This is a genomic window from Streptomyces sp. NPDC046465 (assembly GCF_040646035.1).
GTDB lineage: Bacteria > Actinomycetota > Actinomycetes > Streptomycetales > Streptomycetaceae > Streptomyces.
This window is the reverse complement of record NZ_JBEYZK010000006.1, coordinates 255,139-277,616: the sequence shown is the minus strand read 5'-3', so window position 1 is coordinate 277,616 and position 22,478 is coordinate 255,139. Positions and strand designations below refer to the sequence as shown.

Genomic DNA, 22,478 nt, shown 5'->3' with positions numbered 1-22,478 from the left:
GGGCCGGGGGCGGGCGGAAATCGGTTGTTGCTCAGACCGGCTCAGACCCTGCGCGGCAGGGGCAGCGGGGCGCCCATCACGGCGTACGGCTTGGGGGCGCTGGGGAACAGCACGCGGCGTGCCAGGTCCGTGTATCCGAGGGAGCGGTAGAGGCCGCGGGCGGGGCTCTCGACGTCGATCGCGGAGAGGATCGAGCGGGGCTCGGGGACGCCCTCCGTGATGGTGGTGATGAGCGCCCTGCCGATGCCGAGGTTCTGGTGGCCGGGGTGCACGTGCAGCTCGGTGATGACGAAGGAGTCGTCGAGCCAGTCCTCCAGGTCCTGGCTGCGCAGATACGGCTCGACGACGGTCGACCACCAGTGGCCGCGGTTGTTGGGCATGCCGTAGACGAAGCCGACGAGCCGTCCTTCGGGGGTGGTCGCGCCGAACGCGCAGGCACGGTGGTACGTGATGTGGCGCAGGACGATCTGCCGCCGCACCGCGACTTCCTCCTCGCTCAGCCCGAAGGCGTGGGCCTGGACTTGCAGCGCGTCGTCCACGCGTGCGGCGAGGTCGAGGGGCCCGATCACGACGTCGTCTGTCATGGTGCGACCCTACTTCGCGGCGGTCCGGTTCAGAACAGGACGCTCATGAACGCCCCGACCTCCTGGAAGCCCACCCTGCGGTAGGCCGCCCTGGCCGCGGTGTTGAAGTCGTTCACGTAGAGGCTGGCGACCGGGGCGATGTCCGCGAGGGCGTAGCGCAGGACGGCCGCCATGCCGGGGGCCGCGAGGCCGCGGCCGCGGTACTCGGGGGCCACCCAGACGCCCTGGATCTGGCAGGCCTGCGAGGTGGCGGCGCCGATCTCGGCCTTGAAGGCGACCTTGCCGTCCCGGTCGAGACGGGCGAAGGAGCGGCCGGAGCCGACGAGTTCGGCGACCCGGGCCTGGTAGAGGAGTCCGCCGTCGCCCGCCATCGGGGAGACGCCCACCTCCTCGGTGAACATCGCCACACACGCCGGCATGATCGTCTCCATCTCGTCCTTGCGGACGCGACGGACGTACGGGTCGGGGGTGATGTCGTCGGGGAGCCGGTCGGTGACCATCAGGGGCTGCCGGCCGCGGATCTCGCGGGCGGGGCCCCAGGACGGTTCGAGGAGCCGCCACAGCTGGGCGGTGGCGGGTGCGGGGCCGACGATGGACGAGCAGCGGCGGCCCGCCCTCCGGGCCCGGTCGGCGAAGCCCCGGACGGCTCGCGGGGTCGCGCAGATGGGGACGAGGTTGGCGCCCGCGTAGCAGAGGGACTCCAGCATGCCGTCCTCGTACCAGCCCCACATCTCGCCGCCGAGGCGCCAGGGGTCGAGGCCTGCCACCTGGACGCGGGCGGCCACGAAGGCGTTCGCGACCGGCTCGCGGTCGAGCACGGCGAGCGCGGCGTCCAGGTCGCTCGGTTCGAGCACCCTGGTGGTGGTCTGAGTCAACACGTGCGGGGGCCTCACCATACGGTCTGCTGATCTCCGCACTGTACCTGGCGGGGGCGCCTTGTGCGGGGGGTGCCTTTTGGCCGTGGGCTGGGCGGTCTCGCGGGCGGGTTCCGCCCGGTGGGTGCGGGCGTTCTTCGCTGCTTCGCGGCGGGGGGTCACCCGCCCGCCCGCCCGTTCGCGCCGCGACGTCGCGTGATCGTCAAGGCGGAGTGGTCTTCCTGAGCGTTGCGGTGCGGGGTGAACGGGCGGGTGGTGGGAAGAATCCGCCGCGAGGCGGCGGGACAGGGCGGCGGCTTCCACGGTCCGTCGGGGAAAGTGCGCCCGCGCCACGGAGCGACGCGGCGGACGCGGCAGACGCGGCGGACGCGGCAGAACAGGCCTCTACCCCTCGGGGCGGCGCACCCGCGCTGCGGGAGCGACGCCTCGTAGCAGAAGCCACCCGGTCGAGGGCGCCGCACCCAAGCCGCGTCAGCAATGCCCGTACGGCCGCGCCCCGGTCTCGCCGGGGAAGGCCCCCCGGCCCCCGCGCTCACACCTGTGCCCCGGCGCTCGGAGAGCTGCCGGGGCACAGGAGAGGGTGAGGGGTCAGCCCGCTACCGAGATCGTCGGCTCGCCGGAGGCCACGCCGTCCTTTTCCATCTGTTCGGCGATCTTCATCGCCTCGTCGATGAGGGTCTCCACGATCTTGGATTCGGGCACCGTCTTGATGACCTCGCCCTTGACGAAGATCTGGCCCTTGCCGTTGCCGGAGGCGACGCCGAGGTCGGCCTCGCGGGCCTCGCCAGGCCCGTTCACGACACAGCCCATGACGGCGACGCGGAGGGGGACCTCCATGCCCTCGAGGCCGGCGGTGACCTCCTCGGCGAGCTTGTAGACGTCGACCTGGGCGCGGCCGCAGGACGGGCAGGAGACGATCTCCAGGCGGCGCTGGCGGAGGTTGAGGGATTCGAGGATCTGGATGCCGACCTTGATCTCCTCCACGGGCGGCGCGGAGAGGGAGACGCGGATCGTGTCGCCGATGCCCTCGGAGAGCAGCGCGCCGAAGGCGACCGCCGACTTGATCGTGCCCTGGAAGGCGGGACCGGCCTCGGTCACACCGAGGTGCAGGGGGTAGTCGCTCTGGGCGGCGAGCTGGCGGTAGGCGTTGACCATGACGACCGGGTCGTTGTGCTTGACCGAGATCTTGATGTCACGGAAGCCGTGCTCCTCGAAGAGGGACGCCTCCCAGAGGGCCGACTCGACGAGGGCCTCGGGGGTCGCCTTGCCGTACTTCTTCAGGAGGCGGGCGTCGAGGGAGCCCGCGTTCACGCCGATGCGGATCGGCGTGCCCGCGTCCTTGGCGGCGCGCGCGATCTCCTTGACCTTGTCGTCGAACTGCTTGATGTTGCCGGGGTTCACTCGGACCGCCGCACAGCCCGCGTCGATCGCCGCGAAGACGTACTTCGGCTGGAAGTGGATGTCGGCGATGACCGGAATCTGCGACTTGCGCGCGATCGTGGCGAGCGCGTCCGCGTCGTCCTGCGTGGGGCAGGCGACGCGCACGATCTGGCAGCCGGAGGCCGTCAGCTCGGCGATCTGCTGCAGCGTGGCGCCGATGTCGGACGTGCGCGTGGTCGTCATCGACTGCACCGACACCGGTGCGTCCCCGCCGACGGCAACCGCGCCGACCTGGATCTTGCGGCTGACCCTTCGGTCGGCGAGCTTGGTCGGTACGGACGGGATTCCGAGAGAAACGGCAGTCATCTGGCGTGCATCCCCAAGGTGTGGATCATGGTCCCGAGATCGGCGGGCTCCAGGCTTCGAGATTACGGCACCCCATGGGGGCCGAACACATCCCGTCCGAAACTCCACTCAATGGAGGGCGGCCCGTCACATAGTGTGCCGGGCCGCCCCAAACTTCACGAATCTGAAGGTCAGGTGAGTCTCACTGGGTTCACCACGTCCGCGATGAGCACCAGGATCGTGAAGCAGATGAAGATCCCCGCCACCACATAGGCGACCGGCATCAGCTTGGCGACGTCGAACGGGCCCGGGTCGGGGCGGCGCAGGACCTTCGCCAGGTTGCGGCGCACGGACTCCCACAGGGCGCCCGCGATGTGGCCGCCGTCGAGCGGGAGCAGCGGCAGCATGTTGAAGAGGAAGAGGGAGAGGTTGAAGCCCGCGATGAGGAACAGCATCATCGCGATCTGGTTCTCCGGCGGGATGTCCAGGGTGAACACGTCGCCGCCCACCCGGGCCGCGCCGACCACGCCCATCGGGGAGTCCTGCTTGCGCTCGCCGTCGCCGAACGCCGCGTTCCACAGGTCGGGGATCTTGGACGGCAGGGCGACGATCGACTCGACGCCGTTCTCCATCATGTCGCCCATGCGGTCCACGGATTCGCCGAAGGACTGCTGGACGATGCCGGTGGCCGGGGTGAAGCCGAGGAACCCGGCGTACACGTACTTGCCCTCTACGTAGGCACCGTCGCCGTCGGTCTTGGTGACCTGGTTCTTGATCAGATCGGCATGCAGATCGAGCCGCTTGCCGTCGCGCTCGACCGTGATCGTGGCCGGGCCGATGGTGTCGCGGATCTTCGTCTGGAGCGCGGCCCAGTCGCCGACGGGCTTCCCCTGGAAGGCGACGATCTTGTCGGCGGGCTTCAGTCCCGCTGCCTTGGCGGGCGCGGGCTTGTCGCCCTTCGCGCACTTGGCGCGGTTCTCGCTCTGCTGGATGACGCAGTCGGAGACCTTGCCGACCTGGGTCGTCTGGCTGCTGATGCCGAACGTCATCATCACGCCGAGGAAGATCGCCACGGCGAGGATCAGGTTCATGAAGGGGCCCGCGAACATCACGATCACGCGCTTCCACGGCTTGCGCGTGTAGAAGAGGCGCGATTCGTCGCCGGGCTGCAACTCCTCGAACGCGGCCGAGCGGGCGTCCTCGATCATGCCGCGCCAGGGGGACGTCGACCGTGCCTCTATGCGGCCGTCCGCGCCCGGCGGGAACATGCCGATCATGCGGATGTAGCCGCCGAGGGGAATGGCCTTGACGCCGTACTCGGTGTCGCCCTTCTTGCGCGAGAAGATGGTCGGGCCGAAGCCGACCATGTACTGCGGCACGCGGATGCCGAACATCTTGGCGGTCGACAGGTGCCCCAGCTCGTGCCAGGCGATCGAGAAGAGCAGCCCGATCACGAAGACGACTATCCCGAGGATCATCATCAAGGTCGTCATGCACGAGCCTCCGCGGTCGTCTTGCCTGCCAGTTCACGCGCCCGAGCACGTGCCCAGGTCTCCGCTTCGAGGACGTCCGCGACGGTCAGGGAGGTTCCCGGCGCCGCGGAGGCGGGACTGCCGTGTTCCTCCACGGTCCTCGTCACGGTCTCCATGATGCCGTTGAAGGGCAGCGCGCCCTTCAGGAACGCGTCCACGCACTCCTCGTTTGCGGCATTGAACACCGCCGGGGCCGTGCCCGCGAGCTCCCCGACGTGCCGGGCGAGGCCGACCGACGGGAACGCGTCGTGGTCGAGGGGGAAGAATTCCCAGGTCGAGGCCCGGGTCCAGTCGAAGGCGGGGGCCGCGTCCGGGACCCGTTCGGGCCAGCCGATGCCGATGGCGATCGGGCCGCGCATGTCGGGCGGCGTGGCCTGGGCGAGGGTCGAGCCGTCGCTGAACTCCACCATGGAGTGCACGTACGACTGGGGGTGGACGACGACCTCGATGCGGTCGAAGGGGATGTCGTAGAGGAGGTGCGCCTCGATGACCTCAAGACCCTTGTTGACCAGCGTCGCGCTGTTCACGGTGATCACCGGGCCCATGGCCCAGGTGGGGTGCGCGAGGGCCTCATCGGGGGTGACGTGCGCGAGGTCGGCCTTGGTGCGTCCGCGGAAGGGGCCACCGGAGGCGGTGACGACGAGCTTGCGCACGTCGGCGCGGGTGCCCGCGGCCAGCGCCTGGAAGAGCGCCGCGTGCTCGGAGTCGACCGGGATGATCTGTCCGGGCTTGGCGAGGGCCTTGACCAGCGGGCCGCCGACGATGAGGGATTCCTTGTTGGCGAGCGCGAGGGTGCGGCCCGCCTCCAGGGCGGCGAGCGTCGGGGCGAGGCCGATGGATCCGGTGATGCCGTTGAGGACCGTGTGGCAGTCGGAGGCGGCGAGCTGTGTCGCGGCGTCGGGCCCGGCCAGGATCTCGGGCAGCGGCTCCCCCGCGGCGTACTGCCCCCGGAGCGCCTCGCGCAGCGCCGGTACGACGTCCTCGCGGGCGACCGCGACGGTCCGCACCCGCAGCTGACGTGCCTGCTCGGCGAGGAGACCGACGCGGCCGCCCGCGGCGGAGAGCGCCGTGACGCGGAAGCGGTCGGGGTTGCGCAGGACGAGGTCGATGGCCTGGGTGCCGATCGAGCCCGTGGAGCCGAGGATCACGATGTCCCGCGGTCCTGCCCCCTCCGTGACGGAGACGGGGTCGAAGACGAGATGCGGGTCGGCGAGGGGAGATGGGCTGTCGCTCATCCCCCCATTGTGGCCGCAACACGCGTCCGGTCCGACAGGGCGTGCCCCGATAGGGGCGTACGGGGCGTGCGGCGGGGTCGTCACTGTGTGCGGCGAGCGCCTGCCGGGCCGTCGGGCGGCTGTGGCCCCGGCCCGCTTTCCAGCTCACTCCCCCGGCCGTCTTCCGGCCCTTCCCCGAGGGATGCGAAATCGCCCTCCAGGACGCCTTCCGCCGTGTCCATCGTCGGAGCCGTGAAGTGGAGTCGACCGCTGGGCTGCCGCGCCCGCAGGCCCTTGGCGCTGATCTCGACGGCGTCCCGCACGGGCTGCTCCTGCTGCTCGACCTGGACCTCCAGGTTGAAGAGGTAGCCGACGGACTCCTCCTTGATGGCGTCCATCATCGCGCCGAACATCTCGAACCCCTCCCGCTGGAATTCGAAGAGGGGGTCCCTGCCCAGGTAGGACCGCATCCAGATGCCCTCCTGGAGGTAGTCCATCTCGTACAGGTGCTCGCGCCACTTGCGGTCGAGGACGGACAGCACGACGCGTCGTTCCAGTTCGCGCACGACGTCCGTGCCGAGTGCGAGCTCGCGCTCCGCGTACCGGTCGTGGATGTCGTCGACCAGGGCCTCGCGCACCTGCTCGGCGGTGACGTCCGAGCGGGCGCCGGCCGCCGCGTCGAGGTCCCGCGCGGTGACGCGCACGGGGTAGAGCTGGCGGCAGGCGCTCCACAGCCGGTCCAGGTCCCACTCCTCGGCGAAGCCCTCGGCGGTGGCGGCGTCGACGTACGCCTCGACGGTGTCGTCCATGAAGTGGTGGATCTGCCCGCGCAGGTCCTCGCCCTCCAGGACGCGGCGCCGCTCCCGGTAGATGAGGCTGCGCTGGCGGTTGAGGACCTCGTCGTACTTGAGGACGTTCTTGCGGGTCTCGAAGTGCTGCTGCTCGACCTGGGACTGGGCGGAGGCGATGGCGCGGGTGACCATCTTGTTCTCGATGGGGACGTCGTCGGGGACGTTGGCCATGAGCATCACGCGCTCGACCAGCTCGGCGCGGAAGAGGCGCATCAGGTCGTCGCCGAGCGAGAGGTAGAAGCGGGACCGGCCGGGGTCGCCCTGGCGGCCGCTGCGGCCGCGCAGCTGGTTGTCGATGCGGCGTGACTCGTGCCGTTCGGTGCCGAGGACGTAGAGGCCGCCGAGCTCCGTGACCTCGGCGTGCTCGGCCGCCGCGGCGGCCTCGATGCGCCGCAGGGCCTCGTCGTAGTGGTCCGGGGCCTCCTCCGGGGTGAGCCCGGCCGCCCCGAGCTCGGCCTCGGCCATGGCCTCGGGGTTGCCGCCGAGCATGATGTCGGTGCCGCGGCCCGCCATGTTGGTGGCGACGGTGACGGCGCCTCTGCGGCCTGCCTGCGCGACGATCTGTGCCTCGCGCCGGTGGTTCTTGGCGTTGAGCACCTCGTGCGGGACGCCGCGCCCGTGGAGCAGGGCGGAGAGGTGCTCGGACTTCGCCACGGAGACGGTGCCGACGAGGATCGGCTGGCCGGTGCGGTGCCGTTCGATGATGTCGGCGACGACGGCCTCGAATTTCACGGATTCGTCGCGGTAGACGACGTCGGGCCGGTCCGCGCGGACCATCGGTTTGTTGGTGGGGACGGGCACCACGTGGAGTTTGTAGATCTGGTGGAACTCCGCGGCCTCGGTCATGGCCGTGCCGGTCATTCCGGAGAGTTTCTCGTAGAGGCGGAAGAAATTCTGCAGGGTGATCGTGGCGAGCGTCTGGTTCTCGTCCTTGACCGTGACGTTCTCCTTGGCCTCGATGGCCTGGTGGACGCCTTCGTTGTAGCGACGCCCGGCGAGAATGCGTCCGGTGTGCTCGTCGACGATCAGGACCTCGCCGTCGGTGACGACGTAGTCCTTGTCCCGCTTGAAGTGTTCCTTCGCTTTCAGGGCGTTGTTCAGCTGGCCGATGAGGGAGGTGTGGGCGGAGTCGTAGAGGTTGTCTATGCCGAGCTGGTCCTCCAGGAATTCGACGCCGCTGTCGAGGACGGCGACGGTGCGTTTCTTCGGGTCGTACTCGTAGTCGTACCCGGCGCGCAGTTCGGCGAGTTCCAGCTTGCGCTGCGGGGCCGTGAACTTCTCCTCCTGGATCGCGATGCCCCGCATCCGCCGTGCGGCGTCGGCGAAGAATCCGTACCAGTGCGTCGGCTGGTCGGCGGGGCCGGAAATGATCAGAGGGGTGCGGGCCTCGTCGATCAGGATGGAGTCCGCCTCGTCGACGATCGCGAAGTGGTGCCCGCGCTGCACCAGTTCGCTCTTCGACCATGCCATGTTGTCGCGCAGGTAGTCGAAGCCGAATTCGTTGTTGGTGCCGTACGTGATGTCGCAGGCGTATGCGGCGCGGCGTTCGTCCGGGGTCATCTCCGCCTTGATGACGCCGACGGTCAGGCCGAGGAAATGGTAGGCGCGGCCCATCCACCGGGCGTCGCGCGCGGCCAGGTAGTCGTTGACGGTGACGAGGTGAACTCCCTTGCCGGTCAGGGCGTTCAGATAGGCGGGCAGGGTGGCGGAGAGCGTTTTCCCCTCGCCCGTCTGCATTTCGGCGACGTTGCCGAGGTGGAGCGCGGCGCCGCCCATGATCTGGACGTCGAAGTGGCGCATGCCGAGGGTGCGCCGGGCGGCCTCGCGGACGGTCGCGAAAGCCTCGGGCAGCAGATCGTCGAGGTGCTCCCCGTCGGCGTACCGCTCTCTGTACTCGTCGGTGAGTGCGCGCAGTTCGGCGTCGGAGAGCCGCTCCACGTCCGCCTCGATGGAATTGACCTGATCCCTGATGCGTTCGAGCCTGCGCAGCATTCTGCCTTCGCCCGCGCGCATGATCTTTCCGGTGAGACGTTCCAGTTTGAGGACGGACAACGCGATCCCCTCCCGGTTCCCTGGCCGGTCAGCTCATTGTGAGCGGGGCGCATCTCCGCAGCAAGCACTCCGGTGACGGGCGGGGCGAATGCGGCGCACGCGCCATCTTTGGCGCGTGCGCCGGGTATTCGGCGGGTATTCGGCGGGCATTCGGCGGGCATTCGGCGGGCATTCGACGCCTACCATTCCGTACTGCCCGGTCGGATCACCCCTCCTTGATCACCCTCCGTACGTCGGGGCGGGGGGTCTCGGGCAGCTTGGTGTCCGCGATCCACGGGCCCTCGCCGGAGGGGTCGACGACGCCCGACTCCAGCCAGGTGTACGTCCCGGAGAGCACGCCCTTGACGACCTTGCGGTCCAGTTCGTCGGTGTTGGTCCACAGCCGGTCGAAGAGTTCGTCGACCCGGATGCGGGCCTGGCGGCAGAAGGCGTCGGCCAGTTGGTAGGCCTCGCGCCCGTACTCCTCGGTGGTGCGCAGGAGTTCGGCGCGCACGCACGCCGCGCTCATCGCGAAGAGCTCGGCGCCGATGTCGACGACGCGGCCGAGGAAGCCCTGCTTGGTCTCCATCTTCCCCTGCCAGCGGGACATGGCGTAGAAGGTGGAGCGGGCCAGCTTGCGGGCGCTCCGCTCGACGTAGCGCAGATGACCGGAGAGGTCCGGGTGGCCCTCGGGGTGGAACTCGGCGTACGAGCGCGGCAGTTGGCCGGGCCCTGTGACCAGCTTGGGCAGCCAGCGGGCGTAGAAGCCACCGGCCCGCGCGCCCGCCTTCGCCTTGTCGGACAGCGTCTTGTCCGGGTCGATGAGGTCGCCCGCCACCTTCAGGTGGGCGTCCACGGCCTCGCGGGCGATCAGCAGGTGCATGATCTCGGTGGAGCCCTCGAAGATGCGGTTGATGCGAAGGTCGCGCAGGACCTGTTCGGCGGGGACGGCGCGCTCGCCGCGGGCCCGGAGCGACTCGGCGGTCTCGAAGCCGCGGCCGCCGCGGATCTGGACGAGCTCGTCGGCCATCAGACAGGCCATCTCGGAGCCGTACAGCTTGGCGAGGGCCGCCTCGATGCGGATGTCGTTGCGGTCCTCGTCGGCCATCTGCGAGGAGAGGTCGAGGACGGCTTCGAGTGCGAAGGTCGTCGCCGCGATGAAGGAGATCTTCTTGCCGACCGCCTCGTGGTACGCGACGGGCTTGCCCCACTGTTCACGGGCGGCCGACCACTCGCGGGCGATCTTCAGGCACCACTTGCCCGCGCCGACGCACATGGCGGGCAGCGAGAGCCGTCCGGTGTTGAGGGTGGTGAGGGCGATCTTCAGGCCCGCGCCCTCGGGGCCGATGCGGTTCGCGGCGGGCACGCGCACCCGGTGGAAGCGGGTCACTCCGTTCTCCAGGCCGCGCAGGCCCATGAACGCGTTGCGGTTCTCGACGGTGACGCCCTCGGAGGCCGCCTCGACGACGAAGGCGGTGATGCCGCCCTTGTGGCCCTCGGACTTCGGCACCCGGGCCATCACGACCAGCAGGTCCGCGACGACGCCGTTGGTGGTCCAGAGCTTCACGCCGTCCAGTACGTAGTGATCGTCGCCGTCGCCGTCCGGGACCGCCGCCATCGCCATGCGCGCCGGGTCCGAGCCGACGTCCGGCTCGGTCAGCAGGAACGCGGTGATGTCGGTGCGCGCGCACCGGGGCAGGAAGGCGTCCTTCTGCTCCTGGGTCCCGAAGATCTTCAGGGGCTGCGGCACGCCGATCGACTGGTGCGCGGAGAGCAGCGCGCCGATCGCGGGGCTCGCGGAGCCGACGAGGGCCAGGGCCTTGTTGTAGTAGACCTGCGTGAGGCCGAGCCCGCCGTACTTCGTGTCGATCTTCATGCCGAGCGCGCCGAGCTCCTTGAGCCCCTGGATCACCTCGTCGGGGATCTTCGCCTCGCGCTCGATGCGGGCCGCGTCGATCTTCGTCTCGCAGAAGTCGCGGAGCTTGGCCAGGAATTCCTCGCCGCGCTGCGCGTCCTCGTCGGGCGGCATCGGGTGCGGGTGTATCAGGTCGAGCCGGAATCGGCCGAGGAAGAGTTCCTTGGCGAAGCTGGGCTTGCGCCAGTCCTGCTCACGGGCGGCCTCGGCGACCTGCCGGGCCTCGCGTTCGCTCACGGACGGCTTGGGGGTTGGTGCGGTCATGAGGAGCTCACCTCGCCGCGGAGTGGGGCCACCGGACCCATCGGCCCGGCTGTGCCCGGTCGGTTACTGACTGGTGCTACTGGATCGTTGGTACCCGATCCGCCCCGAGCCCACCAGTCCTCGCGCAGCGTTCGGCGCATTGCGCACCCGTGCGGCCGCGCCCGCCCACTCGCCCTACGAGAACGGCCGGAGCCCCCGCACAGTGGGCTCCGGCCGTTGTTCCTCGGGGGCGTGGGGGCTACAGGGCGAGGCCCGTCAGAACCATGACGCGCTCGTACGTGTAGTCGTCCATCGCGAAGCGGACGCCCTCGCGGCCCACGCCGGACTGCTTGACGCCGCCGTACGGCATCTGGTCGGCGCGGTAGGAGGGGGCGTCGCCGATGACCACGCCGCCGACCTCGAGGGCGCGGTGCGCGCGGAAGGCGGTCTGCAGGTCGTGCGTGAAGACGCCCGCCTGGAGGCCGTACTTGGAGTCGTTGACGGCGTCGAACGCGGCGTCCTCGCCGTCCACCTTCTTCAGCGTGAGGACGGGGCCGAAGACCTCCTCGTACGCGAGGGTGGTGTCCGCCGGTACGTCGGCGAGCACGGTCGGCGCGTACGCGGCGCCGTCCCGCTTGCCGCCCGCGAGCAGCCGCGCGCCCGCGGCGACGGCCTCGTCGACCCAGGACTCCACGCGCTTGGCGGCGTCCTCGTTGACCAGCGGGCCGACCTCGGTCTTCGGGTCGGACGGGTCGCCGGTGACCTGTGCCTCGACGGCCTTGACCACGCGCGGCACCAGGCGGTCGTAGACGGAGGCGTCCGCGATGACCCGCTGCACGGAGATGCAGGACTGGCCGCCCTGGTAGTTGGAGAACGTCGCGATGCGCGAGGCCGCCCAGTCGAGGTCCTCGTCGGAGGCGTAGTCGGCGAGGACCACGGCCGCGCCGTTGCCGCCGAGCTCCAGGGTGCAGTGCTTGCGCGGCACCGAGTCCATGATCGCGTAGCCGACCTTCTCGGAGCCGGTGAACGAGATGACCGGCATGCGCTCGTCCTGGACCAGGGCGGGCATCTTGTCGTTGGCGACCGGCAGGATGCTCCACGAACCGGCCGGCAGCTCGGTCTCGGCGAGCAGCTCGCCGAGGATCAGCCCCGAGAGCGGGGTGGCAGGCGCGGGCTTCAGGATGATCGGCGCGCCGACGGCGATGGCCGGGGCGATCTTGTGCGCGCAGAGGTTCAGCGGGAAGTTGAACGGCGCGATGCCGAGGACGACGCCCTTGGGGAAGCGGCGGGTCAGCGCGAGGCGGCCCTGGCCACCGGCGTCGGTGTCCAGGCGCTGGGCCTCACCGCCGTTGAAGCGGCGGGCCTCCTCGGCGGCGAACCGGAAGACGGAGACGGCGCGGCCGAGCTCGCCGCGGGCCCACTTGATCGGCTTGCCGTTCTCGGCGGAGATCAGCTGGGCGATCTCCTCGGTGCGCTCGACGAGGCGGTCCGAGACGTGGGCGAGGGCGGCGGCGCGGACGTGGGCCGGGGTCGCGGCGAACTCGTCGCGCACGGCGTACGCGGCGGCGACGGCCTCCTCGACCTGGGCGTCGGTCGGGACGGCGGCCTTGCCGACGATCCGTCCGTCCCAGGGCGAGGTGACGTCGAGGGTGGTCTCGCCGGTGGTCTGGCGACCGGCGAGCCAGAAGGCGTGGATGGAAGTCATGTCGATTCCCGGCCCTTCCGCGGTGGTGTGTCTGGGGGTACGTCCCTCACGGTAGGGGTAGGCGGAGGGGCTGGCGTTTGTCCGACGCGGAGTACTGGCCGGGGGCCTCGCGCCGCTTTGTATGTGTCGCCCTTTTTCTTCGGCGGCGGGCCCGCGGGGGCTGGGTGCGCAGTTCCCCGCGCCCCTTGTGTGGTGGGGCGGCCCCCCAATTCTTTTCGGCCTCGGGCCGGTGGGGGCTGAGCGCGCAGTTCCCCGCGCCCCTCAGGGGCGCCCCTTGCGGGGGCTCGCTCGTCAGTCCGAGCCCATCGACGTCGCCTTCAGCGACAGCCACAGCTCCATGCGGACGTCTGGGTCGTCGAGGGAGCGGCCGAGGATCTCCTCGACCCTGCGCATCCGGTACCGCAGCGTGTGCCGGTGGACGCCGAGGTCTGCCGCCGCCGCGTCCCACTGGCCGTGCCGGGAGAGCCACGCCCGCAGCGAGGCGACGAGGTCGCCGCGGCCGGTCGCGTCGTGCTCGTGCAGCGCCCGCAGCAGACCGTCCGCGAAGGCCCGCACCGCGTCGTCGGCGAGCAGCGGCAGGACGGACCCCGCGGCCAGTTCCTCGTGCTCGACGAGGGCACGGCCGCGCCGCCGCGCGACGGACAGCGCCTGCTCGGCCTGTTTGTACGCGGTGGCCGCGGCGATCGGCCCGGCCGGTGCGGAGAGCCCCATGACCAGCTCGGCCTGCTCACCCGACGCGGCGGGCTCGCGCCCCGCGACGCCGCGCCCCGCCTCCAGCGCGGCCGCGTACTGCGCGCAGGCCCGCGCGCCCGCGCCGCCGTCCACCACGAGCAGCACGAGCCGCTCCCCGTACGGGACGACGAGCAGCGCCTCGCCGGAGCGCGCGGCCGCGGCCTCGACGACGTCGACGAGCGCGGCGAGCGGGTCGCCGCCGCCCGAGACGTCGGCCACCGCGGCCAGGACCGCGGCGGACGCGGCGCCGCCCTCCTGCCCGCCCGCGCCGTCGCCGTTGTCATCGGCGCCCGCCCGCACCCGGGCCGCCGACGCGGACGCCACCTCGGCGACGACCAGGCGGAAGGGCGCGTCCAGGAGCCCGCCGTACAGGTCCCCGGCGACGGTCCGCGCGTGGTCCGGCTCGCCCGCGAGCAGCATCCGCAGCACGGCCACGCCGATCCGCTGCTCGGCGGCGTGCAGCGAGCGGGAGCGCTCGGTGGTGAGGGTGAGCAGCGCGATGGCGGAGTGCACCGCGTACCGCTCGGCGGTGCCGAGGGTCGACGCCGTGCCGACGGCGAGCGCGGCGCGCGGCCTGCGGCCCGCGCCGAGCGAGTGCAGCTCCACGCGGTCCTCGGCGCCCGCGACGACGGAACTGGCGGGCGCCGGACGCTCCCTGAGGCGTTCGACGTCGGCGGTGAGCCGGGCGGCCCTGCGGGTGGCCCACTCCGGCGCGGTGGCGACGACGGCGCCGGACGCGTCGTAGAGCGCGGCCCAGCCGTCGACCTGCCCGGCGAGCGCGAGCAGCAGCCCTTCGGGGCCGTCGCTCAGCGTCTGCTTGGTCAGTTCGCGCTGGGCGGCGAAGCCCGCGGTCACGGCGCGGTACTGCTCGGCGGCGATGGCGGCCGACACGGCCTTGCTGATGGCGAGGAACGGGGTGCGCCGCGGCACCGCGAGGAGCGGCAGGTCCGCGTCGGTGGCGGCGTCCACGAGTGCCTCGGGGATGTCGGGGTAGTGCACGCCGACGGCGAAGCCGAGCCCGACGACACCGGCGCCCGCGAGCCGCTTCACATAGCGCCGCATGGCCTCCGGGTCCTCGGCGTCCAGCTTCAGCGCGGTGATGAGGAGGAGCTCGCCACCCTCCATGTAGGGCACGGGGTCGGCGAGTTCGCTCGCGTGCGCCCAGCGCACGGGGGCGTCCAGACGTTCCTCGCCCGCGCGCACGGTCAGCTTGAGCGCGGAGTGGTGGACGAGGGAGGCGAGCGTGGGCGGCATGGGACCTTCAGGTCTGCGGCAGGCGGGGCGGGCGGGCTTCCCGGCCCCCCGGGGAGCGGGTGCCGGGATGTGGATCGTCGCGATATCGATCTTGGTGATATCGATCTTGGTGATATCGATCTTCGCGATGTGGATCTTCGCGATGTGGATCTTTTGGCCGGTCCGTATGAACGACCTGTGTCGATTCTGCCTCACCGTACGGTGCGCCAGGGACCGAACACCACGTACGGGACGATCCGGAAGCCCTCCCGCGATGGACCCTCCGGGTACCCCTCCCTCCCTGCTTCAGACTCCAGCGCGGCGTCAGCCCCGCAGGTCCACGAGGAGCGGCGGCGCGTACTCGCCCCGTACGTCGGTCAGGGAGAGCACCGCGTGCCCCGGCGGCACCCCGTGTGCCAGCTCGGACGCGGACCACCGCTCGCGCTCGACCTGGCGGACGGTGACGGCGCGGGCCGTCGGGGCGTTGCCGGTGATGACACGGCGCAACGCGTGCACGGTCTTGCCCAGTGGGGTCTCGGCGATGATCTGCCGGTCGGTGACATCGCGTGCCTCTGTCCACTCCTTGCCCCAGACTTCCGCGAAGTCCTGGCCGTCCCACGGGGTGAGACCGGAGAGCGCCATGCGGCAGCCGGTCGCGCCGAGCAGGGGGGTGCGCAGCGGACGGGGTACGTCGTCGAGCGTACGCAGGGTCATGACGACGCCCGCGTTGGCGGACCGCAGCCGCTGGATGCGGCGTACGGACTCCGGGGTGACCGTGCCGGACGCGTCGTCCAGGACGAGGCAGGCGAAGAGCGAGCGGTCATCGCGGGCGGCGGCGCTGGCCGTGAACTGGGCGAGGACGAGGCGGGCGAGGATGCGCGAGGCGTCGGCGTGCCCGCGCTCGGGGAGGTCGATGCGGACGCGGACGGGGTGGTCGAGGGCCCGCAGCGAGAAGGGGGTGCTGCGGCCCGAGGTGTCGAAGAAGGCGGCGAAGGCGGGCCTGTCGAGCAGGGCGATGCGGTCGGCGAGGACCGCGCCGGGGTCGCCGGGGTGCCCCAACTGGCGCTCGCGGGCGTCGAGTTCGCGGATCATCGCATCGTGTCCCGCCTGCTGCAGCGCCTTGCGCAGCGCGCCGAGCGGGCCGGGCGAGCCGTCGAGCAGGGCGCGCAGTTCGGGTACGGAGGGGAAGCGCCGGTGGACGGCGAGCCAGGGGCCGAGGAGCTGGGCGAGGCAGGTCGTGGAGCGGCGGCTGTCACCGCTGGGGTGGGGGTCGACGAGGTCGCCGACGAGGGCCTCGGCGAGCACGGCCGCGGCCTCGTCCGGGTCGTCGGTGCCGCCGTACAGGTCGAGGTCGTACAGGGAGTCGGGGTGCCCGACCCGCACCACCACGTCGTAGTCCTCGGCGGGCCCGAGCCCCGCGCCCGCCGCGCCGACCACCACGACGGCGGCCCGCCCGGCGAGGGCGCCGAGGCAGAGCGACTCGGCGAGCGGCCACACCACGCGGGCGGTCTTGCCGGACCCGCCGGGACCGACGGCGACCAGCGAGGTGCCGAGCAGGTCGGGCCCGAGCGCGAGCCCGGTGTCCCGGTAGGCATACGGGTTACGGGGGTCGTCGACCGTCGTCCCGATCCGCACCTGCGCCGTGGCGAGGTCGTGGCGCGCGGCGCGCTGGGGCAGGTCCCGGTCGCCGGACGGATGCATGCAGGCGCCGGCCCCGTCCCGTACGACCGCGTCGCTGAAGGCGTCGAGCGGGCTGCGACCGGCCCGCACGGACCGCCAGGCCCGCGCGATCCGGGCGTGGTCGACATCGCGCATCAGCCCGGCCCGCGCGTCGGCGGCGAGCCGGTCGGCGGCGTCCTGCGCGCCCGCGGCCCGCAGTTGCGGCCAGTGGGCGGGGTCCTCCTCGGGGGCGGGCGGCGGCGGGGGCGCGGCGGGGCGGCGCAGCCGGGGGGCGACGAACCGGCGCCAGACCTCGGACCAGCGGCCGATCCGGCCGACGCCGATCATGATGCCGAGCACGATGACGGTGTAGTAGCCGTACCAGAGGAAGGCGTTGCCGATCCGGCCGTTGTGGAGCCAGGCGTCGGGCAGGAACAGTTCGAGCGGCAGCACCCACCAGCCGCCCAGGTACCCGTTCCAGAGCAGCGACCAGAGCAGCCACCCCACGAGGAAGGCGATCAGCGCCCCGCTCAGGAGCTGCCGCGTCGGGGTGACCTCCGGCTCCTGCTCCGGGCGCGGCTTGTGCGCGTAGCGCCAGATGCCGGGCAGGGCCGTGGGCCGCGGCGCGCGCAGCCAGGTGAGGAAGGCGGCCCCGTCGGGCAGCGGAGCCGCCCCGGGAGCCTGCGCGGGCCTGGGCGGCACCCCGGGCGACCGCGGCCCCGCCCCGGGCGTCCCGGTCCCGGCCCCTGTCCGAGGCGCCCCTGCCCCTGCCCGAGGCGCCGCGGACCCGGGCGGAGGCGCCGCCGGGCGCGGCACCGGTGTGGCGTGTGTGCCGCGAGCGTCGTGCGTGCCGTCGGAGTCCATGCCCCTTGCCCCCTGACCAGCCGATCTGTCGTTTCGCGGGTCAATCTAGTGCCCCAGCAGGGCCAGTTCACCGAATACGCGCCCGGACCTGCGGTGATCCAATATCCACCGCGCCTCTCGTCTATCCACCGCGCCTCTCGTCTCGGCCCGGCCCGCTATGTCCACCACGGACAACCGCCACGCCCGACGACTCCCCGATGGAGCATGCCCGCTCCTTGGCCTCGCCCCTAACCTGCGAAGAAAGCAGTAGAGCGTCCGTATCGGCGTCCGTATCGTCGCCCCACCCCCCAGGAGCCCCCATGACTGCCCTTCCGCAGGAGCGCCGCGTCGTCACCGCCATCCCCGGTCCGAAGTCGCAGGAGCTGCAGGCCCGCCGTACCGCCGTGGTCGCCGGTGGCGTGGGCTCCGTACTGCCCGTCTTCGCCGCGCGCGCCGGGGGCGGGATCATCGAGGACGTCGACGGCAACCGTCTGATCGACTTCGGCTCCGGCATCGCCGTGACGTCTGTCGGCGCGTCCGCGGAGGCCGTGGTGCGCCGGGCGTCCGCGCAGCTCGAGCAGTTCACCCACACCTGTTTCATGGTCACGCCGTACGAGGGCTACGTCGCCGTCGCCGAGGCGCTCGCGGAGCTCACGCCGGGTGACCACGAGAAGAAGTCGGCCCTGTTCAACTCCGGCGCCGAGGCCGTCGAGAACGCCGTCAAGATCGCCCGCGCGCACACCAAGCGCCAGGCCGTCGTCGTCTTCGACCACGGCTACCACGGCCGCACGAACCTCACGATGGCGCTGACCGCGAAGAACATGCCGTACAAGAACGGCTTCGGTCCGTTCGCGCCCGAGGTGTACCGCGTGCCGGTCGCCTACGGCTACCGCTGGCCGACCGGCGCCGAGAACGCCGGTGTCGAGGCCGCCAAGCAGGCCATCGACATGATCGGCAAGCAGGTTGGGGCCGAGAACGTCGCCGCGATCATCATCGAGCCGGTGCTCGGCGAGGGCGGCTTCATCGAGCCCGCCAAGGGCTTCCTGCCGGAGATCGTGAAGTACGCGAACGACAACGGCATCGTCTTCGTCGCGGACGAGATCCAGTCCGGCTTCTGCCGCACCGGCCAGTGGTTCGCCTGCGAGGACGAGGGCATCGTCCCGGACCTGATCACCACGGCCAAGGGCATCGCGGGCGGCCTGCCGCTCGCCGCCGTCACGGGCCGCGCCGAAATCATGGACGCCGCGCACGCGGGCGGCCTCGGCGGCACCTACGGCGGCAACCCGGTGGCCTGCGCCGGTGCGCTCGGCGCCATCGAGACCATGAAGGAGCTCGACCTCAACGCCAAGGCGAAGCACATCGAGGCCACCATGAAGGCCCGGCTGACCGCCATGGCCGAGAAGTTCGACATCATCGGCGACATCCGCGGCCGCGGCGCGATGATCGCCATCGAGCTGGTCAAGGACCGCACGACCAAGGAGCCGCACCCGGAGGCCACCGCCGCCCTGGCCAAGGCCTGCCACGCGGAGGGCCTGCTCGTGCTGACCTGCGGCACGTACGGCAACGTCCTGCGCTTCCTGCCGCCGCTGGTCATCGGTGACGACCTCCTGAACGAGGGCCTCGACATCATCGAGGGCGCCTTCTCCCGCGTCTGAGGGCCTGTCCTTGAACCCCGGGGGCGCTCGACCCGGCGTGCGGGACCCGTACGGATCTCCGCACGGATCCCCGTACCGGCCGGGGCGGGCGTCGGGGCATGTGAAGAAGGTGTGGGGGCCCCATGTCGGGTTGCTGTTGCGTCTGGTCGGCCCGCGATGACCTGCCGTACGGTTTCTGCAGATGAGAGAAACACCCGCCCACAGGGGACTGTGAGCGGCACCATGGCGGAGCTTCCCCAGCCCCGCCCTGGTCGTGCCTCAGCGCACGCCCGGGGTCTTCGACTCCGGAACTCCTCACCGATCGGACGGCCGCTCGCCCCAAACCCCCCGGGGCGCGCGGACCACCGATCCGGAAGACCGCCTCGACGCCTCACCCGCCGGACTCGCGCAAGCGGAGCGGCTCGGACAGGCCGGGCCGGTCGACCACCGAAGGGCTAGCGCACTCCCCCCCTTGCGCTAGCCCTTCGGCGCGTTCACACCGGGCCCCGGCCGGACCGCCGCCCCTGCGCGTCCAGCAGGTACCCCGCGCGCTTGACGGTGCGCAGCGTGATGCAGCGGTCCGCGATCTGCACCCCTTCCAGACCGCACACGCGGTTCCCGCCGCCGTTCCCGTGGGCGGGCCCGCGAGCGCCGTCGCGCCCGGGTCCTCGCTGCGCTTCACCGCCGCCACCACCGGATCCGCATCCCTCGCGGGCGACCGGCTGATCGCCGAGGTGCAGGGCGTGCTGTGGTCCCTGCCGCGCAAGGGCGGCGAGGCCGTGCCGCTCACCCCTGCCGACCTGGAGCCGACGCGTCCCGTGCACTCGCCCGACGGCAGGCTCATCGCCGTCTGCGCGTACCGCTCGGGCGCTTTCCAGATCTGGACGCTGAAGCCGGACGGCTCCGAGCTGACCCAGCGCACCGAGGGCCCGTGGGACTGCCGCGGGCCCGCCTGGTCGCCGGACGGCAAGCGGATCGCCTTCGCCTCCGAGCGCGACGGCGATCCGGTGGCCGGTGCCCCCTTCCGCATCTGGACCCTGGAACTGGCCACCGGCGAGCTGACCCGGCTGACCGGCCGCCCCGGCCAGACCGGGCCCGCGCAGGACGGCGCGTGGGAGGACTTCGATCCGGTCTGGGCGCCGGACGGCAAGCGGGTGCTGTTCGTCCGCGGGGCGGTGACGGCGGGCGCGCTCGACGCCCGCGGCGTCGTCTCCGTGGCCGCCGACGGCAGCGGCTCCGTCACCGTGGAACACACCGACACCAGCACCGACCAGCTCCTCGCACCGGCCGTCTCCTCGGACGGCACGCTCGCCTACCTGCGGACGACCGCCGCGCCGAACGCGGGCTGCGCCCTCGTCGTGGCAGGCGAGACCGTGGCGGTGGGCGGCGACATCGCGCCCGTGCCGCCCCGCTGGATCTCCTCCAGGGAGCTGCTCCTCACGGTCGACGGCCACTTCACCGTCGTACGGCCCGCCGCCCCCGGCACCCGTGAGGACATCGCCTTCACCGCGCCCCTGCCGCTCGACCGCCCGGACTACCGGGTCAAGTCCTTCGATCTGGACGGCGCCGTAAGCCGCCCGGTGCGCGCCTTCGACCTGCCCGTGCTCTCGCCCGACGGCAAGCAGGTCGCCTTCACCGCCCTCAACTCCCTCTGGATCGGAGACGTCTCGGGCGGCAGGGCACCGCGCCGGGTGACCCGGGCCAAGGCGACCGGATACCTGTACGCGGCATCGTGGACGCCCGACGGCAAGGCCCTGCTGTACTGCGACGACCGCGACGGCATGCCCGCCGTCCGCCGACGGGAGCTGGCCGACGGCAAGGAGACGGTGCTCGCCTCCGGCGGCCGGATCCAGCCGGTGCTCTCCCCCGACGGCAACCGCCTCGCCTGCTTCGACCTCGCGACGAACCTGCTGGTACGGGACCTGCGCACCGGCGAGGAGGAGAAGCTCGCCGCCGGTCCGCCCGGCGGCGAGATATCCGGCAGGCCCAGCTGGTCCCCCGACGGCCGCCGGATCGCGGTCAGCGTTCGCAACCGCATCAACCAGCGCTTCCGCGAGGGCTACAACCTCATCCGGGTCATCGACACCGCCGACGGTTCCGCCGAGACCCACGCGGTGGCGCCGCACACCTCCCTCTCCGACCGCACCAGCAACGGCCCGGTCTGGTCCCCCGACGGCCGGTACATGGCCGCCGTCGTCGAGTCCGCGCTGTGGCTGCTGCCGGTACGCGCCGACGGCACCCCCGACGGCAAGCCCCGCACCTTCCCGGGCGAGGCGGCCGACCACCCCACCTGGTCGGGCGACGGCCGCCACGTCCTCTACCTGTCGGCGGGCCGTCTCCGGCTCCTCACCGTCGCCGACGGCAGCGTCCGCACGGTCAAGCTGCCGCTCGACCACCGGCGCCCCGCGGCCGAGGACACCGTCGTGCACGCGGGTCGCTTCTGGGACGGCAGCGGCGACGACGACACCGTCCGCGAGAACGTCGACATCACCATCCGCGGCGGCCGCGTCGCCGCCGTCGAACCGCACCGCCCCGGCCGCGCCGCCGCCCGCCGCGTGGACGCCGCGGAGCACACCGTGATCTCCGGTCTGTGGGACGCCCACATGCACCCGCAGCCGAACGTCTACGGCGGCAGGCAGGCCGCCCTGTTCCTCGCCTACGGCGTCACGAGCACCGTGTCGATGGGCGGCGCCGGATACGAGGGGGCCCGGCTGCGCGAGGCCATCGCCGCCGGTGAGCTGGCCGGGCCCCGGCTCGTGACCGCGAGCGAAGTGCTCGACGGGACGCGCGTCGCCTGGGACAACCGTGTCCACGCGACCCGCGAGGGCCTGCGCCGGACCCTCTCGCGCGGCAAGGCCCTCGACTGGGACTTCGTCAAGACCTACGTCCGGGCCCCGGGCTGGGTGATGGAGGAGGCCGCGCGCTTCGCGCACGAGGAGCTCGGCGTGCGCTGCGGCAGCCACAACCTCTCCCCCGGCATCCAGCTCGGCCACGACCTGACGACGCACCTCCAGGCTACGCAGCGGGCCGAGTTCGGCCACGCCACCACCGCGGGCGAGCTCGCCTACCAGGACGTGACGGAGATCTACACCGCCACCGGCGACTTCCACCTGGTCGCCACGCCGTTCTCGGCCACCCCGCTGATCGGCGCGGCACCGGGCCTCGCGAAGGACCCGCGGGTCACCCGGCTCATGCCGCCGTGGGAGACCTCCCAGGTTCAGGGCCTTGCGGCGCAGCCGCCCACCGAGGCACAACTGGCCACCCTCACGCGGGAGATCGACATCTACCGCAGGATCTCGGCGGCCGGCGGGCTCATCGCCATCGGCACGGACTCCCCGGGCATCCCGACCGGCCTGGGCGTGCACATCGGGCTGCGCGCCCTGCGGCGCGGCGGCATGTCGGTCTCCGGGACGCTGCGCACGGCGACCTCCGCGCCCGCGCGCGTCTTCGGCCTCGACCGCGACCTCGGCACCCTTGAGGTGGGCAAGCTCGCCGACCTCGCAGTCATCGACGGCGACCCCTTCACCGACTTCGACTCGCTGGTGCGGACGGTGTCGGTGATGCGGGGCGGCGTGCCGTACGAGCAGCGGGACCTGGTCGACTCCGTGCCCGCGGTGCGGGTCGCGGCGAAGGACCGGGCGCACTGGGACCGTACGGGTGCGAAGTTGCGGAGCCAGTGCTGCGACCACGGGCACTGATCCC

At 72.0% G+C, this 22,478-nt stretch carries 12 protein-coding genes; 2 read left to right on the top strand and 10 right to left on the bottom strand.

Annotated features, from left to right (window positions below; translation table 11 throughout):
- Positions 1-41 precede the first annotated feature (41 nt).
- The 10 genes from ABZ953_RS12165 to ABZ953_RS12120 all read right to left on the bottom strand — a co-directional run bounded on the left by ABZ953_RS12165 (position 42) and on the right by ABZ953_RS12120 (position 17,163).
- A complete protein-coding gene (locus ABZ953_RS12165) occupies positions 42-584 on the bottom strand; it encodes a GNAT family N-acetyltransferase (protein ID WP_361720864.1) in 543 nt (180 codons plus the stop codon).
- 29 nt (positions 585-613) lie between these two features.
- Positions 614-1,462, bottom strand: coding sequence for a GNAT family N-acetyltransferase (locus ABZ953_RS12160; RefSeq protein WP_361720861.1), 849 nt, complete (start codon positions 1,460-1,462; stop codon positions 614-616).
- 585 nt (positions 1,463-2,047) lie between these two features.
- Positions 2,048-3,205 carry a flavodoxin-dependent (E)-4-hydroxy-3-methylbut-2-enyl-diphosphate synthase gene (gene ispG, locus ABZ953_RS12155; protein WP_361720858.1) on the bottom strand — a complete coding sequence of 386 codons (1,158 nt, stop codon included), beginning with the start codon at positions 3,203-3,205 and terminating at the stop codon, positions 2,048-2,050.
- 170 nt (positions 3,206-3,375) lie between these two features.
- Positions 3,376-4,677 carry a site-2 protease family protein gene (locus ABZ953_RS12150; protein WP_361720855.1) on the bottom strand — a complete coding sequence of 434 codons (1,302 nt, stop codon included), beginning with the start codon at positions 4,675-4,677 and terminating at the stop codon, positions 3,376-3,378.
- Complete coding sequence (gene dxr, locus ABZ953_RS12145) at positions 4,674-5,951, bottom strand: 1-deoxy-D-xylulose-5-phosphate reductoisomerase (RefSeq protein WP_361720852.1); 1,278 nt, start codon at positions 5,949-5,951, stop codon at positions 4,674-4,676. The genes ABZ953_RS12150 and dxr overlap by 4 nt, the downstream gene beginning before the upstream one ends.
- Positions 5,952-6,031: 80 nt before the next feature.
- The gene (secA, locus tag ABZ953_RS12140; protein WP_361721022.1) at positions 6,032-8,794 is read right to left on the bottom strand and encodes a preprotein translocase subunit SecA; all 2,763 of its coding nucleotides are present in this window, start codon (positions 8,792-8,794) and stop codon (positions 6,032-6,034) included.
- A gap of 244 nt (positions 8,795-9,038) precedes the next feature.
- Positions 9,039-10,991 (bottom strand): acyl-CoA dehydrogenase family protein, encoded by a 1,953-nt coding sequence (locus ABZ953_RS12135; RefSeq protein WP_361720849.1) that lies wholly within the window; start codon positions 10,989-10,991, stop codon positions 9,039-9,041.
- Between the two features lie 238 nt (positions 10,992-11,229).
- Positions 11,230-12,675: an aldehyde dehydrogenase family protein gene (locus ABZ953_RS12130; RefSeq protein ID WP_361720846.1), complete on the bottom strand. Its 1,446-nt coding sequence runs from the start codon at positions 12,673-12,675 to the stop codon at positions 11,230-11,232.
- Positions 12,676-12,966: 291 nt separating this feature from the next.
- The gene (locus ABZ953_RS12125; protein WP_361720843.1) at positions 12,967-14,661 is read right to left on the bottom strand and encodes a PucR family transcriptional regulator; all 1,695 of its coding nucleotides are present in this window, start codon (positions 14,659-14,661) and stop codon (positions 12,967-12,969) included.
- A gap of 303 nt (positions 14,662-14,964) precedes the next feature.
- Positions 14,965-17,163, bottom strand: coding sequence for an ATP-binding protein (locus tag ABZ953_RS12120; protein ID WP_361720841.1), 2,199 nt, complete (start codon positions 17,161-17,163; stop codon positions 14,965-14,967).
- Between the two features lie 299 nt (positions 17,164-17,462).
- Here ABZ953_RS12120 and gabT point away from each other — a divergent pair, with 299 nt between their 5' ends.
- Positions 17,463-18,797 carry a 4-aminobutyrate--2-oxoglutarate transaminase gene (gabT, locus tag ABZ953_RS12115; RefSeq protein WP_361720839.1) on the top strand — a complete coding sequence of 445 codons (1,335 nt, stop codon included), beginning with the start codon at positions 17,463-17,465 and terminating at the stop codon, positions 18,795-18,797.
- 611 nt (positions 18,798-19,408) lie between these two features.
- Positions 19,409-22,474 (top strand): amidohydrolase family protein, encoded by a 3,066-nt coding sequence (locus ABZ953_RS12110; protein WP_361720837.1) that lies wholly within the window; start codon positions 19,409-19,411, stop codon positions 22,472-22,474.
- Positions 22,475-22,478 lie beyond the last annotated feature (4 nt).